Annotated in this window: 15 protein-coding genes; 11 read left to right on the forward strand and 4 right to left on the reverse strand. The window is 72.4% G+C overall.

Annotated features, from left to right (window positions below):
* Positions 1–256 precede the first annotated feature (256 nt).
* From rplM to GRQ65_RS07325, 8 genes are all read left to right on the forward strand, one after another.
* The gene (gene rplM, locus GRQ65_RS07290; protein ID WP_160876740.1) at positions 257–700 is read left to right on the forward strand and encodes a 50S ribosomal protein L13; all 444 of its coding nucleotides are present in this window, start codon (positions 257–259) and stop codon (positions 698–700) included.
* Between the two features lie 43 nt (positions 701–743).
* Positions 744–1,247, forward strand: a complete 504-nt coding sequence (gene rpsI, locus GRQ65_RS07295) for a 30S ribosomal protein S9 (protein WP_160877303.1) — start codon at positions 744–746, stop codon at positions 1,245–1,247.
* A gap of 26 nt (positions 1,248–1,273) precedes the next feature.
* Positions 1,274–2,635 carry a phosphoglucosamine mutase gene (gene glmM, locus GRQ65_RS07300; RefSeq protein ID WP_160876742.1) on the forward strand — a complete coding sequence of 454 codons (1,362 nt, stop codon included), beginning with the start codon at positions 1,274–1,276 and terminating at the stop codon, positions 2,633–2,635.
* A 137-nt stretch (positions 2,636–2,772) separates the two neighbouring features.
* Positions 2,773–3,645 (forward strand): ATP-binding protein, encoded by an 873-nt coding sequence (locus tag GRQ65_RS07305; RefSeq protein WP_160876744.1) that lies wholly within the window; start codon positions 2,773–2,775, stop codon positions 3,643–3,645.
* On the forward strand, positions 3,642–3,818 hold the full coding sequence (locus GRQ65_RS07310) for a DUF1059 domain-containing protein (RefSeq protein ID WP_160876746.1): 177 nt from the start codon (positions 3,642–3,644) through the stop codon (positions 3,816–3,818). Before GRQ65_RS07305 ends, GRQ65_RS07310 begins: the two co-directional genes overlap by 4 nt.
* Before the next feature lie 249 nt (positions 3,819–4,067).
* Positions 4,068–5,270, forward strand: coding sequence for an MSCRAMM family protein (locus GRQ65_RS07315; RefSeq protein ID WP_160876748.1), 1,203 nt, complete (start codon positions 4,068–4,070; stop codon positions 5,268–5,270).
* Between the two features lie 106 nt (positions 5,271–5,376).
* Positions 5,377–6,876, forward strand: a complete 1,500-nt coding sequence (locus GRQ65_RS07320) for a glycosyltransferase family 2 protein (protein WP_337191550.1) — start codon at positions 5,377–5,379, stop codon at positions 6,874–6,876.
* Positions 6,873–7,634 carry a hypothetical protein gene (locus tag GRQ65_RS07325; protein ID WP_160876750.1) on the forward strand — a complete coding sequence of 254 codons (762 nt, stop codon included), beginning with the start codon at positions 6,873–6,875 and terminating at the stop codon, positions 7,632–7,634. The genes GRQ65_RS07320 and GRQ65_RS07325 overlap by 4 nt, the downstream gene beginning before the upstream one ends.
* Before the next feature lie 110 nt (positions 7,635–7,744).
* On the opposite strand, the gene GRQ65_RS23900 is transcribed toward GRQ65_RS07325, so the two are convergent.
* From GRQ65_RS23900 to coaA, 3 genes are all read right to left on the reverse strand, one after another.
* Positions 7,745–8,773 (reverse strand): response regulator, encoded by a 1,029-nt coding sequence (locus GRQ65_RS23900; RefSeq protein WP_160876752.1) that lies wholly within the window; start codon positions 8,771–8,773, stop codon positions 7,745–7,747.
* 85 nt (positions 8,774–8,858) lie between these two features.
* On the reverse strand, positions 8,859–9,914 hold the full coding sequence (locus tag GRQ65_RS07335) for a glycoside hydrolase family 6 protein (RefSeq protein ID WP_160876754.1): 1,056 nt from the start codon (positions 9,912–9,914) through the stop codon (positions 8,859–8,861).
* Positions 9,915–9,980: 66 nt separating this feature from the next.
* Complete coding sequence (gene coaA, locus GRQ65_RS07340; RefSeq protein WP_160876756.1) at positions 9,981–11,012, reverse strand: type I pantothenate kinase; 1,032 nt, start codon at positions 11,010–11,012, stop codon at positions 9,981–9,983.
* 79 nt (positions 11,013–11,091) lie between these two features.
* Here coaA and glmS point away from each other — a divergent pair, with 79 nt between their 5' ends.
* Together glmS and GRQ65_RS07350 are read left to right on the forward strand one after the other, a co-directional pair.
* Positions 11,092–12,960: a glutamine--fructose-6-phosphate transaminase (isomerizing) gene (glmS, locus tag GRQ65_RS07345; RefSeq protein WP_160876758.1), complete on the forward strand. Its 1,869-nt coding sequence runs from the start codon at positions 11,092–11,094 to the stop codon at positions 12,958–12,960.
* Positions 12,961–13,314: a holo-ACP synthase gene (locus tag GRQ65_RS07350; protein ID WP_160876760.1), complete on the forward strand. Its 354-nt coding sequence runs from the start codon at positions 12,961–12,963 to the stop codon at positions 13,312–13,314.
* Positions 13,315–13,331: 17 nt separating this feature from the next.
* On the opposite strand, the gene GRQ65_RS07355 is transcribed toward GRQ65_RS07350, so the two are convergent.
* Positions 13,332–14,087, reverse strand: coding sequence for a hypothetical protein (locus tag GRQ65_RS07355; protein ID WP_160876762.1), 756 nt, complete (start codon positions 14,085–14,087; stop codon positions 13,332–13,334).
* Between the two features lie 162 nt (positions 14,088–14,249).
* Here GRQ65_RS07355 and GRQ65_RS07360 point away from each other — a divergent pair, with 162 nt between their 5' ends.
* Positions 14,250–15,629 carry an NAD(P)H-hydrate dehydratase gene (locus tag GRQ65_RS07360; protein WP_160876764.1) on the forward strand — a complete coding sequence of 460 codons (1,380 nt, stop codon included), beginning with the start codon at positions 14,250–14,252 and terminating at the stop codon, positions 15,627–15,629.
* Positions 15,630–15,642 lie beyond the last annotated feature (13 nt).

Consider the following 15,642-nt stretch of genomic DNA (forward strand, 5'->3'; position numbering starts at 1 on the left):
GCCTGAGAGCCCGACACCGGGTGCCGTACGACGGGACCGCTCGGACCTCGGCCCCCGTCGTCGCCCCGGTCGTTTTGACCCTCTCGCGCGCCGCCACCTACCCTGGAACGTCGCGCCCCCTGCCGCGCGGATGCCGTCGCACGACGGTCCGTGCAGACCCGGACGATCCCGAGCCGGGCAGTGTTCGTCAGAGGGCGCGGTGACACCCGCCGTCCCGGGTCCCCGGGGCGGTCCCGACGAACGAGAGAGAACCCTCGTGCGCACCTACAGCCCCAAGCCTGGCGACATCACGCGCGCCTGGCACGTGATCGACGCAGAGGACATCGTCCTCGGCCGTCTCGCGGTGCAGGCCGCGACCCTGCTGCGCGGCAAGCACAAGCCGATCTACGCGCCGCACGTCGACACTGGTGACTTCGTCATCGTCGTCAACGCCGAGAAGGTCGCCCTCGCTGGCGACAAGAAGACCACCAAGATGGTCTACCGCCACTCCGGCTACCCGGGCGGCCTCAGCTCGATCCCCGTGGGCCAGCTCCTCGAGAAGGACGCTCGCAAGGTCATCGAGAACGCCGTGTGGGGGATGCTGCCCAAGAACAAGCTGGGTCGGCAGATCCTGAAGAAGCTGAAGGTCTACACGGGTCCCACGCACCCGCACCAGGCCCAGCAGGCCACCCCCTTCGAGATCACCCAGATCTCCCAGTAGTCGTCGACCCAGAGCCAGCAGAGGAACAACAGTGACTTCCCAGATTTCCGAGGACTCGCAGACCGAGGGCGAGGAGACCTACGTCGCCGACGAGCAGGGCATCGCCTACAGCTCCGAGAGCTCCCCGTCGGCCGACAGCCCCGCGCGTCCGGCGACCATCGCTCCCGCCGCGGCCACCGGTCGCCGCAAGGAGGCCGTCGCCCGCGTGCGCATCGTGCCGGGCACCGGCGTGTGGACCATCAACGGCCGCACCCTGGACTCCTACTTCCCCAACAAGCTGCACCAGCAGGTCGTCAACGAGCCGTTCGCCGAGCTGCAGCTCGAGGGCCGCTTCGACGTGATCGCCCGCATCCACGGTGGTGGCATCACCGGTCAGGCCGGCGCCTTGCGCCTCGGCGTGGCCCGCTGCCTCAACGCCATCGACGTCGAGGCCAACCGCCCCTCGCTCAAGAAGGCCGGGCTGCTCACGCGTGACGCCCGCGTCATCGAGCGCAAGAAGGCCGGTCTCAAGAAGGCCCGCAAGGCTCCGCAGTACAGCAAGCGCTGATCGCAGCGGCGAACAGCAGCAGAACGATGCCGCGCGTCTTCGGCACCGACGGGGTCCGGGGTCTGGCCAACCGTGTCATCACGGCGGAGCTGGCCCTGGACCTGTCGGTGGCGGCGGCGCGCGTCATCGTCTCCCACGGGGCCTACGACCGCACCCGCGAGCGTCCGCTCGCGGTCGTCGGTCGAGACCCGCGGATCTCGGGGCAGTTCCTCGAGCACGCGGTGGTGGCGGGTCTCGCCGCCGCCGGCGTCGACGTCCTGCGGCTGAGGGTCCTCCCCACGCCCGGCGTCGCCTTCCTCACCCAGGCGCTCGACGCCGACCTCGGCGTCGTCATCAGCGCCTCGCACAACCCGATGCCCGACAACGGCATCAAGTTCCTCGCCCGCGGCGGGGTCAAGCTCGACGACGCCCTCGAGGCGGAGATCGAGGACCTGCTCGGCGGCGAGTGGGAGCGACCGACCGGCGCCGACGTGGGCCGGGTCCGGCCCTACGAACGTCCCGTCGAGGAGTACGTCGAGCACCTGCTCGCCACCCTGGAGGCGGGGCCCGGCTCGCTCAGTGGGCTGAAGGTCGTCGTCGACTGCGCCCACGGCGCGGCCACCGAGGCCGCTCCCGCCGCCCTGCGCGCGGCCGGCGCCGAGGTCGTGGTGATCGGCGCCGAGCCCGACGGGCTGAACATCAACGACGGCTTCGGCTCGACCCACCTCGGCCCGCTGCGCGCCGCCGTCGTCGAGCACGGGGCCGACGCAGGGCTCGCCCTCGACGGCGACGCCGACCGCTGTCTCGCCGTCGACCACCTCGGCCACGACGTCGACGGCGACCAGATCCTCGCGGTGCTCGCCATCGCCCTGGCCGAGCGGGGCGAGCTCGCCGACGACACCGTCGTCGCCACCGTGATGAGCAACCTCGGCTTCGTCCAGGCCGTGGAGCGCGCCGGGCTGAAGGTCGTGCAGACCGCCGTCGGGGACCGCTACGTCCTCGAGGCGATGCGCACCGGCGGCTGGACGCTGGGCGGTGAGCAGTCCGGCCACGTCATCATGAGCCGTCACGCCACCACCGGCGACGGCCTGCTCACCGGCCTGCACCTGCTGCAGCGCATGGTGCAGACCGGACAGGACCTGCGCAGCCTCGCCTCCGTGGTCACCCGCCTGCCGCAGGTGCTGGTCAACGTCGCCGGCGTCGACAAGGACCGCACCGACGACGCCGAGCTCACCGCCGCCGTCGACCGCGAGGTCGCTGCGCTGGCGGGGGAGGGGCGCGTCCTGCTGCGCCCGTCCGGCACCGAGCCGCTCGTGCGGGTCATGGTCGAGGCGCCGACCGACGAGACCGCCCGCGAGGTCGCCGACCGGCTGGCCACGGTGGTCCGCGAAAGGCTCGCCCTGACCTGAGGGAAGGATGGCCCTGACCTCACGGAAAGGGCCCCCTGACCCTCGATGGAGCGCTGCTCCACCCGCCCGGGTGGACGCGTGTGCACAAGTTCCGCGTCCGCCCACGACGGGGCTCCGGCCCCGGTAGCGTCGTGGCGGTGGAAGGGGGCCATCAGGCGGCGACGACGCCGCACGACGCGGCCGAGGACCCCCGTGTCGCCGCCGTCCTCGCCGTGCTCGGCGGGGCCTCCCTCGACGAAGCCGCTCGAGCGTCGCAGGTCGACCCCGACGTCCTCGGGCGCTGGGTCCGCGACTTCGTCCGCGCCGGCACCGCCCAGGTGACCAACCGGCCCTCCGACGACAGCGCCCGGCAACGCGACCGGTTCCTCGCGGCCTTCGCCCACGAGGTCCGCTCGCCGCTCACGGTGGCTCGGGGGTGGGTCACCATGCTGAGCGAGGGGCACGTGCCGCCCGCCCAGGTCGCGCACTCGATGCGTCGTCTCGACCAGGCCCTCGACCGGCTCGCCGAGCGCTCGCGCGACGTGGAGCTGATGGCCGCGGCCTCCCTCGGCCGCCTGACCATCGACGCCGAGCTGCTCACCGCTCGTGAGCTGCTCGACGGCGTCGTTCCGCCCGACTGCGTCAGCGGCGGCGACGTGGAGGTGGTCGTCGACGTCGAGAAGCTGCGGCGCGTCGTACGAGACCTGTGGGAGGCGGCCGGCCTGTCGCCCGCGCCACGGTCGCGTCGCGTCGAGGTCGCTGTCGTGGCTCCGTGGGTCGAGGTGAGCGTCGTGCGCGAGGCCGACCCGATCGACCCCGACGTCCTGCGAGCCCTCTTCGAGCCGTTCGACGCCAACGACGACGGCACCGGGGTCACACTGGGCCTCTACCTCGCTCGCGCCCTCAGCGTCGCCCACGGCGGCTCCGTCGGTCTCGAGCAGGACGACCACCGCGCCGCGCTCTGGGTCCGCGTGCCGGTCCGCACCACCCCCGACCCGTCCCCACCCCCACCCCCCTTGGAGACACCATGACGTTCACGCTCGCCTGTGGAGACGTGATGCCCGGCTGCGCGATGCGGTTCGAGTCCAGCAGCAAGGACGAGCTGATGCAGCAGGTCGCCGCGCACGCCCGCGCCGACCACGGCATCGAGGAGGTCACGCCCGAGATCGCCGAGGCGGTCGACGGCAAGATCCTCACGTACTGAGGGCTGGGCTCCGCGGAGGTGGTTTCGAAACGGTCGTTGCACGACCTCCTCGACCATCGACAACGGTGGTTGAGGAAGGACGGAGTCCTGTCTCGAAACCACTGCTGCGGTGACGTGGTCTCGAGACGGTCGTTGCACGACCTCGACCACCGGGACGGCGACCTCCTCGACCACCGGGGTGGCGGCCCTCCCGCGTCGAGTACGCCGATACGCCGGTGCGCGGAGGGCCGAGTCCCTAGGCTCGGAGCCATGCGTGCTCGTCGTCCCTGGGGTCTCCTCGTCGTGGTCGCGGCTCTGCTCGGGCTGCTCGCCCCGGCCCTCGTCGCGGGGCCGGCGGCCGCGGCCTCCGGGCGGGTGCGCGGCACGGTCGTCGGCCCGGGGACGACGCCGAAGATGCAGGTCACCTGGTTCACCACGGACTGGACCTACCTCGGCGCCACGAAGTTCAAGGGCGGCGCCTACTCGATCGAGCTGCCGGCGGGCACCTACCGGCTGCAGTTCACCGACCAGCGTCCGGCCTACGACACCGACAAGTACTCCCCGAGCGACGTCACGGTCACGGTCACCGACGGCGCCACGGCGCTGAAGAACGTGCGCATGCGCACCGGAGCCTCGATCGGTGGGACCGCGAAGGTGCGCGGCAGGCCCGCACCGGGCGCGCGCATCGTCGCGGCCAACACCGACCGCAACTCCTTCGAGACCACAGCCGACAAGACCGGCGCCTTCGCCCTCGGCGGGCTGCCGCCCGGCGACTACTCGGTCTTCACCTACGACCGCCGCAAGACGTGGGTCGGCAAGTCCTCCTTCCTCCCGCGCCTCAAGGCCGGTCGCTACCGCCCGGTGCGCATCGACCTCCCGGTGCGGGCGGGCCGCTTCGTCGTCGACCTGTACGCCGGGACCAGCCCCTACCCCGGCACCGCCTTCGTCACCGCGGTGAGCCGCAAGACCGGCCAGTTCTGGACCGAGAAGGCCTCCGGCGGCACCGTCACCTTCCGCGGGCTCTTCCCCGGCTCCTACGACCTCGTGCTGCCCTACGCCGGTGACTACCTCGGCGCGACCGTGCCGGTGACGGGGCGGGTGAAGGCTGGTCGGGCCAGCTTCGGCACCGCCCGACTGACCGAGCGCGGCGGCGCGGTCGGCGGCTCCGTCGTCGACGGTAGCGACCCCGGCCGGACGCTGAGCCCCGTCACGGTCACGCTGTACGACGGCACGGGGGCGCAGCTGGCCCAGACCACCACGGCCTCCGACGGCACCTTCCGCGTGGGTGGGGCGCTGCCCAGCGGCTCCGGGCTCAGCGTGGTGGCCCAGCCGGGCGGCGTGAACCCGCCGTACCTCCAGTCGAGCGGCTACTGCCGCTTCGGCGCCGTGACAGTGGGCGGTGTGGCCGTCACGGCCGGCACCACGACGACGCTCGGCCCGATCGCGCTGCCCCGCCTCGACGCCGGCTGCTGAGTCTTCGCCAGTCGCGCAGGCACCCTGTGAGCGACCGCACCTGGCCGACCGGACGAGGTTTCGCCAAAGCCCTGCCAAGGGCAGCGGCACCTCTCAGACTGGTGCCGTGACCTACGACGGGACGAGGTCCGACACGCTCGACACGTGGCCGGACGGGGGAGCGTCCGCCCCTTCGACGCTGCCCCGCGACGCCTACGTCGTGCGCGTCCCCGATGCCGACGAGCCCGAGCCGACGCCCGAGCTGGGCGGCACGACGATGAAGCGACGCCCGACGATCGGGTGCATCATCCCGGCCTACAACGAGGCCGAGACCATCGCCGGGGTCCTCGACTCGCTGCTGATGCAGACCCGGATGCCCGACGTCATCCACGTCATCGTCAACAACTCCACCGACGACTCGGTGGAGGTCGCCGGCCACTACGCCGGTCCGCACACCCGGATGACCATCCACGGGCCGCAGAGCACCGTCGTCTACGTCCACGACATCGGCAAGAACCCCGACAAGAAGGTCGGGGCGCTCAACTACGGCTACTCGCTCGTCAAGGACATGGACTTCCTGCTGGGGGTCGACGGCGACACGACCCCGGAGCCCAACGCGCTCGAGGCGCTGGTCGAGGAGATCGCCAGCGACGACCGCATCGGCGGCATCTCGGCGATCTACTCGATCGACGACAGTGCGCTCGACGGGGTGATGGCGAAGTTCCTCATCGCGGGCCAGCGCGCTCAGTTCTCGGCGTTCAACATGCAGAACCTGCTCAAGGGTCGCAACATGGCCGTCCTCGGCGGGCAGTTCTCCATCTTCTCGACGCGCGCGCTCAAGCAGGTCATCGCCGAGACCCACCAGCGGACGCCCTGGGTCAACGACAGCGAGGTGGAGGACTCCCTGCTCTCGCTGCAGATCAAGAGCGCCGGCTACCTCACCAAGATCAGCGCGCGGGCCTACGCCCACGTCGGCGGCATGACCACGCTGCGCGGCCTCGACGGCCAGCAGGTGAAGTGGAACTACGGCGCCATCGACCTGATGTGGCCCGGCCAGCGCGGCGACACGCGAGGGCAACCGTTCCACCCCAACCTGCGGCTGCGGTGGTTCGAGCACCTCTCGATGGTGCTCAACATCGCGACCCGGCTGATGTTCATCATGCTGCTCTGCGCCTCGCTGTCGATCTCGGCGTTCGTCTTCCGCGCCTGGTGGCTGATCCCACCGGCGGTCGCCGTCCTGCTGAACCTGCGGGTCGCGCGGTCGATGGCCTTCGCCAACCGGCGCGACTACCTCTTCGCCCTGCTGATGTTCCCGGCCGAGCTCTACATGTGGATCCGGATGGGGCACTTCGTGCGCGCGTGGCTGAAGTTCTTCAGCCGCGCCCAGACCGACAACTGGGCGGCGCAGGCGAAGGCCGAGCGCGGCAAGGGCTCGGCGTACCTCTACCCGTTCCTGAGCCTCATCGTCTTCTTCATCGCAGCCGCGGCCATCTGGGTCCAGCTGCCCATCAACCTGCAGTCGGACATCCTGGCGGCCTGCTGGCCGGTCCTCGGTGCGCTGACGGTGATCCAGACGGCGTGGATGGCTCTCAAGAGCCTGCGCCGCTACCGGGGGTACAAGGCATGAGCCGCACGCACACACCGCTCGACCGCCCTCGCTCGACCCTACGACGGGGTCGGCGCCTGGCCGCCACGGCCGTCGCGACCGCGCTCGTCCTCACCGGGGCCGGGTGCGGCCTGCTCGACGACGGCGAGGGTGGCGACCCCGCGCCGGCTCCGTCGGCGGCGACCTCCGCCGCGCCGACGTTCGACTCGCAGTTCACCCGCGACGGCACGTTCCAGTCCCACATCCAGCTCGCGACCGCGCCGGGTGTCGACTTCGTGTACACGCTCTACCCGACGAAGTCGACGCCGCGGACCAACGAGTGGTACCCGTCGGGCGGGAAGTACTTCTCCTTCACGCTCCAGGCCTACGACCTCGACCGCGACCTGCGCGACCCGTTCGCGACCAAGCGCAAGGTCTACCTCAGCCGGATCGCCGTGCGCTCGGCGACCACCACGAGCGCGGGCGGCGCCACGCAGTCGCCGTACAAGCTGAACGCGAAGGCCGCCAAGATCACCTTCGACCCGCAGCCGGTCACCACGGCGCAGGGCATGCTCATCACCTCGCCCAAGGGTGCCTTCGAGCTGCGCAACCAGGAGATCGGTGACGTCTCGGCCGACACCGTCGGTCTGACGCTCACCTTCACCGCGGTGGTCGCCATCGAGACGAAGGCCGGCTCCGGTCGGTTCACGAAGGGCAAGGTCGTCCAGGACGTGCCGATCGCCATCTTCGCCTCGGAGTCGCCCACCCAGGCGCAGTCGATCCCGGTCAACGCCAACTGACACCGCACCAGCACGACCGCCAGCACGACCGCCAGCACGAGCAGAGCCCGGCACCTCCCGCGGGAGGTGCCGGGCTCTGCTGTGTGGTGCGGGTCGGGCCGTGGCGTACGTCAGCCCGCGAGGCGGTAGCCGACGCCGCGGACGGTCTCGATGAGCCGTCCCTCGTCTCGGAGCTTGAGCTTGAGCGCCGCGACGTGGTGGTCGACGGTGCGCTTGTCGGCCTCGTTGACGAAGTGCGTCGACGTGCTGTGCCCGCGGAGCGCGAGCACCAGGTCGGCCTTGCTGCGCACCCGACGGCCGGTGCGCATCAGCGTGCTGAGCAGGTCGAACTCCGCGCTCGTCAGGTCGAGCAGCTGGCCCTGGTAGGTCGCGCGACCGGTCGTGCTGTCGAGGGTGATGTCACCGAGGGTGAGCACTCCGCCCGGGATCGGGTCGGTGGGGGCGGTCGCGACCGCCGGCTCGGCGAGTGTCGGCACCACGGTGGGCTGCGGCGCGGGACGCGGCGCCGGCTGAGCGGCGGGCTCGGGCTCGGGCTGGGCGGTGGGCTGGGCGGTGGGCTGGGGGGTCGGCTGCGGAGTCGACACCGGGACGGGCGGGGCGTACGACGGCTGTGGCGCCGTCGGGGTGGAGTCGACCGGCACGGGCGCTGCGCGCTTGCCGAGCGGAGTCTCGGTCGGCAGCGGCATCAGCGGGTGCTGGGTGATCTCCTGGGCGAGCTGGGCGGCCCAGGAGAGCTCGACCGGCGCCGAGTCGGGCACCCCGGCGCGGTCGCGCGGACGGCGCAGCATCGAGTCGGCACGGGCCCGCAGCTCGCGGGGGCGGAACGGCTTGACGAGGTAGTCGTCGGCGCCGGCCTCGAACCCCTGGATCAGGTCGATCTCGGAGTCCATGGACGTGATCATGATCAGGTAGGTGAGCGAGAAGGCCCGCAGCTGCTTGGCGACGGCGAAGCCGTCCATCCCGGGCATCTGCACGTCGAGGGTGGTGAGGATCGGCTCGTAGCGGCGCACGGCCTCGATCCCGCTCGGCCCGTCGGCGGCCGTGTGCACCGTGAAGCCGGACTGCGTCAGCACGAGCTGGGTCAGTTCGCGGGCGTCGACGTCGTCCTCGATCACCACGGCTACGCGCGTCTCGCTCACTGCTCCAGCCTAGGTGTCGGGGCGGGGCACCGGAGGCCTTTTGGCCGACGCGCGGTGGCGTTCGGCGACGTGTTCACCGGCCCGTTCACCAGCCCGCCGCCTCGGCCAGCTCGACGGCCCGCTGGACCCACAGCTGTCCGGCGGCCGGGCCGCCGTTGCAGGTGCCGTCGCTCTCGCCGACGGGTTTGATCCACACGTAGGCGTCGAGCGCGCTGCCGTCGTCGAGATAGCCCGGCTCACGGCCGAGCGCCTGGCCGGACGGGTTGCACCAGTCGGTCACCGCGCCGGCACCCGCGCCGTTGCGACCGGTGTCGATGAGGTAGTGCGCTCCGTCGAGCAGCCCGCTCAGCTGCTCGGCGTACGCCGTCTCGGCGGAGGTCGGCTGGTAGTTGGAGACGTTGGTGGTGAAGCCCCGCACCGAGCCGACGCCGACCCGCTCGAGCAGCGGTGCCAGCTGGTCGGGCGACACCCAGTCGGAGTGACCGGCGTCGACGTACGTCGTCACGCCCGCGTCGCGCAGCGCGTCGACGGCCGAGGCCATCAGCTGCACGCGCTGGTCGACGACGTTGCACTGGATGGCGCTCGGCAGGGCGTCGGGCTCGAGCACGACGACGGCCTGGTCGGCGCGGGCCACCGAGTCGGCGATCGCGTCCACCCACGGCAGGTAGGCGTCGGCGCTCAGGCCGCCGGCGGAGAGCTGGCCCGTGCAGTCGCGGTCGGGGATGCCGTAGACCACGAAGACGGGCACGGTGCCGGCCGGGTCGGCGTCGGCGACCACCGAGACGACGTAGGCGCGGACGTCGGCCGGGGTCGGGTAGCGCTCGGGGGTCAGCCACAGGCCGGTGGCGACACCGTCGATGCGCTCGAGCACCTGGCTGGCCTTCGTGTCACCGTCGGCGGCGGCCTGCTTGGACGCCGCGACCAGGCCCGGGTCGTCGCCGTTGAACTGCGAGTGCCGCTCGAGCTGGTTGACGCTCTGCGGGTCCACGAACGGACCGGCCTGGAAGTGGCGCACGGTGGCCACGGCGGCGGTCCCCACGACCGCGAGCACCACCGCGACGGTCAGCAGCCGCCTGCCCAGCCAGTGCGGGTGCCGCGGCCCGGGCTCACGGACCGGTGGGTGGTGGAGGTGCCCGGACACACCTGCCATCGTCCCGTCTGGGCGCCCTGCGCGGGCCGGAACGCTCAGATCGTCACGAGCGCTCCGTCACAGCTTGCGGAGCCGGACGTAGCGCACCGAGTGGTCGCGGTCCTTGCGCAGCACGAGGTTGGCGCGCGAGCGGGTGGGCAGGACGTTCTGGGTGAGGTTGGGGCCGTTGATGGAGTCCCAGATCCGCACCGCCTCGTCGACGGCCTCCTCGCGCGAGAGCGAGGCGTAGCGCGCGAAGTAGGACTGCGGGTCGCGGAACGCCGTCTCGCGCAGCCGCAGGAACCGCGAGACGTACCAGTCGCGGATGTGGCTGGTGCCGGCGTCGACGAAGACCGAGAAGTCGAAGAAGTCGCTGACCGCGAGGCCGGTGCGCCCGTCCTCGCGGGTCCGCGCGGGCTGCAGCACGTTGAGGCCCTCGATGATGACGATGTCGGGGTGCTCGACGCGCACCTTCTCGTCAGGCACGACGTCGTAGGTCAGGTGGTCGTAGACCGGCGCCTCGACCTCGTCCTTGCCGGACTTGATGTCGACCACGAAGCGCAGCAGCGCCCGGCGGTCGTAGGACTCCGGGAACCCCTTGCGCTGCAGCAGGCCGCGCCGCTGCAGCTCGGCGTTGGGGTAGAGGAAGCCGTCCGTGGTGACCAGCGCGACGTTGGGGTGCTCGGGCCAGTGGGCGAGCATCTGCTGCAGCACGCGGGCCGTGGTCGACTTGCCCACCGCCACGGAGCCGGCCAGGCCGATGACGAACGGCGTGCGCGGCGGCGTGCTCTGGTGGAGGAACGACTCCTGGTCGCGGTGCAGGCGACCCGCGGACTCGACGTACAGGCTGAGCAGGCGGCTGAGCGGGAGGTAGACCTCGCGCACCTCCTGCAGGTCCAGCTGCTCGCCCAGACCGCGCAGGGCCCTGATCTCGCCCTCGGTCAGCGGGTCGTCGTCCACCTCGCTGGCCAGAGCCGCCCAGGCGCTGCGGTCGAGCTCGATGTAGGGCGAGCTCTCGCGGTGGTCGTGGGGGTGGTGGCCGTGGGTCTGGTGGCCGTGCTGCCCGGGGTGGTCGTGCGAGTGGGCAGCGTCGACCCGGCCGCTGGACATGGGCGCGATTGTGCCGGACGCCTCACCCGGGCGCCGCGTGACCCCGTCACGGGCCGGCGCGTCGGTAGAGTCGGGCCCCATGTGCGGCATCGTGGGATACGTCGGTCCGAAGCAGGCCGAGCAGGTCGTGCTCGCCGGGCTCCGGCGCATGGAGTACCGCGGCTACGACTCGGCCGGGATCGGCCTGGTCGACACCGCGGGCGGTGCGGGTGACAGCGGACGGATCGCCTGGGCGAAGAAGTCCGGCAAGCTCGCCAATCTCGAGAAGGTGCTCGCCGAGAGCCCGCTGCCGCCAGCGACCACGGGGGTCGGCCACACCCGCTGGGCCACCCACGGCGCGCCCAACGACGTCAACGCCCACCCCCACCTCGGCACCGAGGGGCGGGTCGCGCTCGTGCACAACGGCATCATCGAGAACTTCGCCGAGCTGCGCGCAGTGCTCGAGGCCGACGGGCTGGTGCTCGCCTCCGAGACCGACACCGAAGTCGTCAGCCACGTGCTCGAGCGCGAGCTCGCCGCCGGTCCCGGCACCCTCACCGAGGCGATGCAGCGCACCTGTCGTCAGCTCGAGGGTGCCTTCACTCTCGTCGCCGTCGACGCGCACGACCCCGAGCGGGTCGTCGCGGCACGTCGCAACAGCCCGCTGGTCGTCGGGCTGGGCGACGGTGAGAACTTCCTCGGCTCCGACGTCGCGGCGTTCATCGAGCACACCCGCGACGCGCTCGAGCTCGGCCAAGACCAGGTCGTGACCATCACCCGCGACGCCGTCGAGGTCTCCGACTTCTCCGGCGCGCCGTCCGAGGGCAAGGCCTACCACGTCGACTGGGACCTCTCCGCGGCGGAGAAGGAGGGCCACGACTGGTTCATGCGCAAGGAGATCTTCGAGCAGCCCCGCGCCGTCGCCGACGCCCTGCTCGGTCGTCGCGACGCGACCGGCCGGCTGATGCTCGACGAGATGCGCCTCTCGGACCAGGAGCTGCGCGACATCGACAAGATCATCATCATCGCGGCCGGGACGTCGTTCTACGCCGGCATGGTCGCGAAGTACGCCATCGAGCACTGGACGCGCGTGCCCGTCGAGGTCGAGCTGGCCTCGGAGTTCCGCTACCGCGACCCGATCCTCGACTACTCCACCCTCGTCGTCGCGATCAGCCAGTCCGGCGAGACCGCCGACACCCTCCAGGCCATCCGCCACGCCCGCGGGCAGCGCTCCAAGGTGCTGGCGATCTGCAACACCAACGGCTCGACCATCCCGCGCGAGTCCGACGCCGTCATCTACACCCACGCCGGTCCCGAGATCGCCGTCGCCTCGACCAAGGGCTTCGTGACGCAGCTGGTGGCCTGCTACCTCCTCGCGCTCTACCTCGCCCAGGTCAAGGGCACCCGCTACGGCGACGAGATCACCCAGATCGTCAACCAGCTCGAGGCGGTCCCGGCCCAGCTGCAGCAGGTGCTCGACGACGCGCCCGCGATCTACGAGCTGGCCCGTCAGCACACCGGGGCCCGCTCGATCCTCTTCCTCGGGCGCCACGCGGGCTACCCGGTCGCGCTGGAGGGCGCGCTCAAGCTCAAGGAGCTCGCCTACCTGCACGCCGAGGGGTTCGCCGCCGGCGAGCTCAAGCACGGTCCGATCGCGCTGATCGAGGAGGGCCTGCCGGTGCTGTGCGTCGTGCCTCCGCAGGGGCGCGACCAGCTGCACGACAAGATGCTGAGCGGCATCCAGGAGGTGCGCGCCCGCGGCGCCAAGGCGATCTGCCTCGCGGAGGAGGGCGACGAGCGCGTGGCGCCGTACGCCGACCACGTGGTGCGGCTGCCGCGGGTGCCGGTGCTGCTCCAGCCGCTGCTCGCGGTGGTGCCGCTGCAGCTGTTCGCCTGCGAGCTCGCGACCGTGCTCGGTCACGACGTCGACCAGCCGCGCAACCTCGCCAAGTCGGTCACGGTCGAGTAGGTGCCCGTCCTCGGCATCGGCATCGACGTGGTCGACATCGACCGCTTCGGCGTGTCCCTCGAGCGGACGCCCGGACTGTCGGCGCGGCTCTTCACCGCGGCCGAGGCCTCGCGGCCTCTGGCGTCGCTGGCGGCCCGCTTCGCGGCCAAGGAGGCGATCGCCAAGGCGCTCGGCGCCCCCGGTGGCCTGCTCTGGCACGACGCCGAGGTGGTGAACGAGTCGTCCGGTCGCCCGCTGCTCGAGCTGCGCGGCACCGTGCGGGCCCGGGCCGACGAGCTCGGGGTCACCCACGTGCACCTGTCGCTGTCGCACGACGCCGGCATCGCCTCGGCGATGGTGGTCGTCGAGGGCTAGTCCGTGTCCTCGAGCGCTCACGTGGTGCTGCGACCTTCGAGGTGGTCGACGACCTCGGTCACCAGCCGCTGGGCGAGCGCCGACGCCGGCTCCTCGAGCGGTGGGGTCAGCATCTTGACGTTGACCTGTGCGACGTAGCGGCCTCGCCGGAGCACGATCTCGACGTAGCGGACGGGCGCAGTGACCCGTTGGTCGCGGCGCTCGTACCGGATCCGGGCGCTGGCTCGGAGACCGGTCCAGCCGTCGACTCGGCTCTCGACGATCCCTCCTCGCCCGCGGATGCCCGGGCGGTAGTCGCCGCGGTCATCGGGCTCACTCGGCTCGAAGCTGATGCGGCCCCGGACATCGCTCGTCAGGTCGCTCTGGAACTCGTGCAGCCACCGCCGCGCGGCACGCTCGGACTCGAACCTCCGCGCGCGGATCCACACGCTCTCGGGGATGTCGACGGAGTCGCGCCCCTCGAAGGTCACGGAGGCGCTCCTCTCGTCCTGCCCTCGTGCGCAGTCGAACGTGCGGACCACGCACCGGGTGTGGAGGTGCCAGGGCGCGAGCTCTGCGACGTCGGGCAAGGCCGCGACGAGGTCGTCGTAGTCGGCGTCGACGGGTGGCGCCGCGGCCGGCTGCTCGGCCTCGACCGCGCGCGCCGCCGCGGGCGCCTCGGCCGTCGGGCTCGGCGCCCGTACGGTCTGCTCGCCGTCCTGACCGCACGCCGTCGCCGTCAGTGTCGCCGCCGTGATGAGCGCCGCCAGAGCAGCGCGGACCCGTCCTCGCATCGTGACCTCCCGAGTGGTGTGCGTCGAGCGCCACGAGCCTCGTCCGGGTGTCCCGCCCCGGCAACGGCGTACCGAGATCTGTGGAGAACGGTCTGGGTGGGGTTGACGCGCGGTGGGGCCTGTCGGCGTGGGCAGCGAGGACGACGGCCTAGCGTGGAGGGCGTGATCCGAGCGCACAGCGTGGAGCAGGTCCGAGCGGCGGAGGCGGCGCTGATGGCGCGGCTGCCGGAGGGGACGCTGATGCAGCGGGCGGCGGCCGGGCTGGCGGGAGCGGTGGCCGAGCTGCTCGGGTCGACGTACGGCCGCCGGGTGCTGCTGCTCGTCGGCTCGGGCGACAACGGCGGCGACGCGTTGTACGCCGGGGCGCGGCTCGTGCGGCGCGGGGCGCACGTCGAGGCGTGGGTGCTGGGGACGCACGCGCACGAGGCGGGAGCCCGGGCGCTGCGGGAGGCCGGTGGCGTGTTCGTCGACGGACCGCGGAGGCGACCCGAGGTGGTGCTCGACGCGATCGTCGGCATCGGGGGCCGCCCCGGCCTGCGCGACGAGGCGCGCGCGGCGCTCGCGCTGCTGCACGGCATCCCGCTCGTCGCGGTCGACACCCCGAGCGGGGTCGACGTCGACACCGGCGAGGCCTCCGAGCCGCACGTGGAGGCCGACCTGACGGTCACCTTCGGCGCCCACAAGGTCTGCCACCTCGTCGACCCCGTGGCCGCGGCGGCTGGCGCGGTGCACCTGGTCGACATCGGCCTCGAGCTCCCGGACGCCGCGGTCGAGGCGCTGCAGCCGGCCGACGTCGCGGCCCGGCTGCCACGGCCGGCGGGGGAGAGCCAGAAGTACGCGCGCGGGGTGGTGGGGGTGCGGGCCGGGAGCGCGGAGTACCCCGGCGCCGCCCTCCTCTCCGTCTCCGGGGCGAGCAGCGGCCTGGCCGGGATGGTGCGCTACGTCGGGGAGGACGAGGTCGCCACGACGGTCCGGGCCCAGCACCCCGAGGTCGTCGGCGCCGGTCGCGTCCAGGCGTGGGTCGTCGGCTCCGGAGGCGGGGAACGCGCCGGCGACGAGCTCGCCGCCGCGCTCGAGGACGGCGTGCCGGTGCTGGCCGACGCCGACGCGCTGAAGCACGTCCACGAGGGGCAGGAGCTCGCCGTGCTCACCCCGCACGCGGGCGAGCTCGCCGCGATGCTCGACGAGGAGCGGGCGGACGTCGAGGCGCGGCCGCTGCACTTCGCCCGCCTGGCCGCTCGCCGCTACGACTGCGTCGTGCTGCTCAAGGGCCGCCGCACGCTGGTGGCCCGCCCCGACGGAGCCGTGCGCGTCAACACCACCGGCACGCCGTGGCTCGCGACCGCGGGCGCAGGCGACGTGCTCGGCGGGCTGATCGGGTCGTTGCTCGCGGCCGGGCTGCCGGCGTACGACGCCGCCTCGGTGGGTGCCTGGCTCCACGGCGCCGCGGCGACCGAGGCGTCCAGCGGGGGCCCGCTCGTGGCGGGCCAGGTCGGACCCGCGGTCCCGGGAGTCGTGCGGCGCCTGCTCGCCGCGCACTGACGGATGGAAGAAT

It is taken from the genome of Nocardioides flavescens, from assembly GCF_009823805.1.
GTDB classification, from domain to species: domain Bacteria; phylum Actinomycetota; class Actinomycetes; order Propionibacteriales; family Nocardioidaceae; genus Nocardioides; species Nocardioides flavescens.

Coding starts and splice junctions, on each gene's coding strand:
- GRQ65_RS07310 (WP_160876746.1), top strand. CDS start 3,642: ATGACGTTCACGCTCGCCTGTGGAGACGTGATGCCCGGCTGCGCGATG.
- glmM (WP_160876742.1), top strand. CDS start 1,274: ATGCCGCGCGTCTTCGGCACCGACGGGGTCCGGGGTCTGGCCAACCGT.
- GRQ65_RS07325 (WP_160876750.1), top strand. CDS start 6,873: ATGAGCCGCACGCACACACCGCTCGACCGCCCTCGCTCGACCCTACGA.
- coaA (WP_160876756.1), bottom strand. CDS start 11,012: ATGTCCAGCGGCCGGGTCGACGCTGCCCACTCGCACGACCACCCCGGG.
- GRQ65_RS07315 (WP_160876748.1), top strand. CDS start 4,068: ATGCGTGCTCGTCGTCCCTGGGGTCTCCTCGTCGTGGTCGCGGCTCTG.
- glmS (WP_160876758.1), top strand. CDS start 11,092: ATGTGCGGCATCGTGGGATACGTCGGTCCGAAGCAGGCCGAGCAGGTC.
- GRQ65_RS07355 (WP_160876762.1), bottom strand. CDS start 14,087: ATGCGAGGACGGGTCCGCGCTGCTCTGGCGGCGCTCATCACGGCGGCG.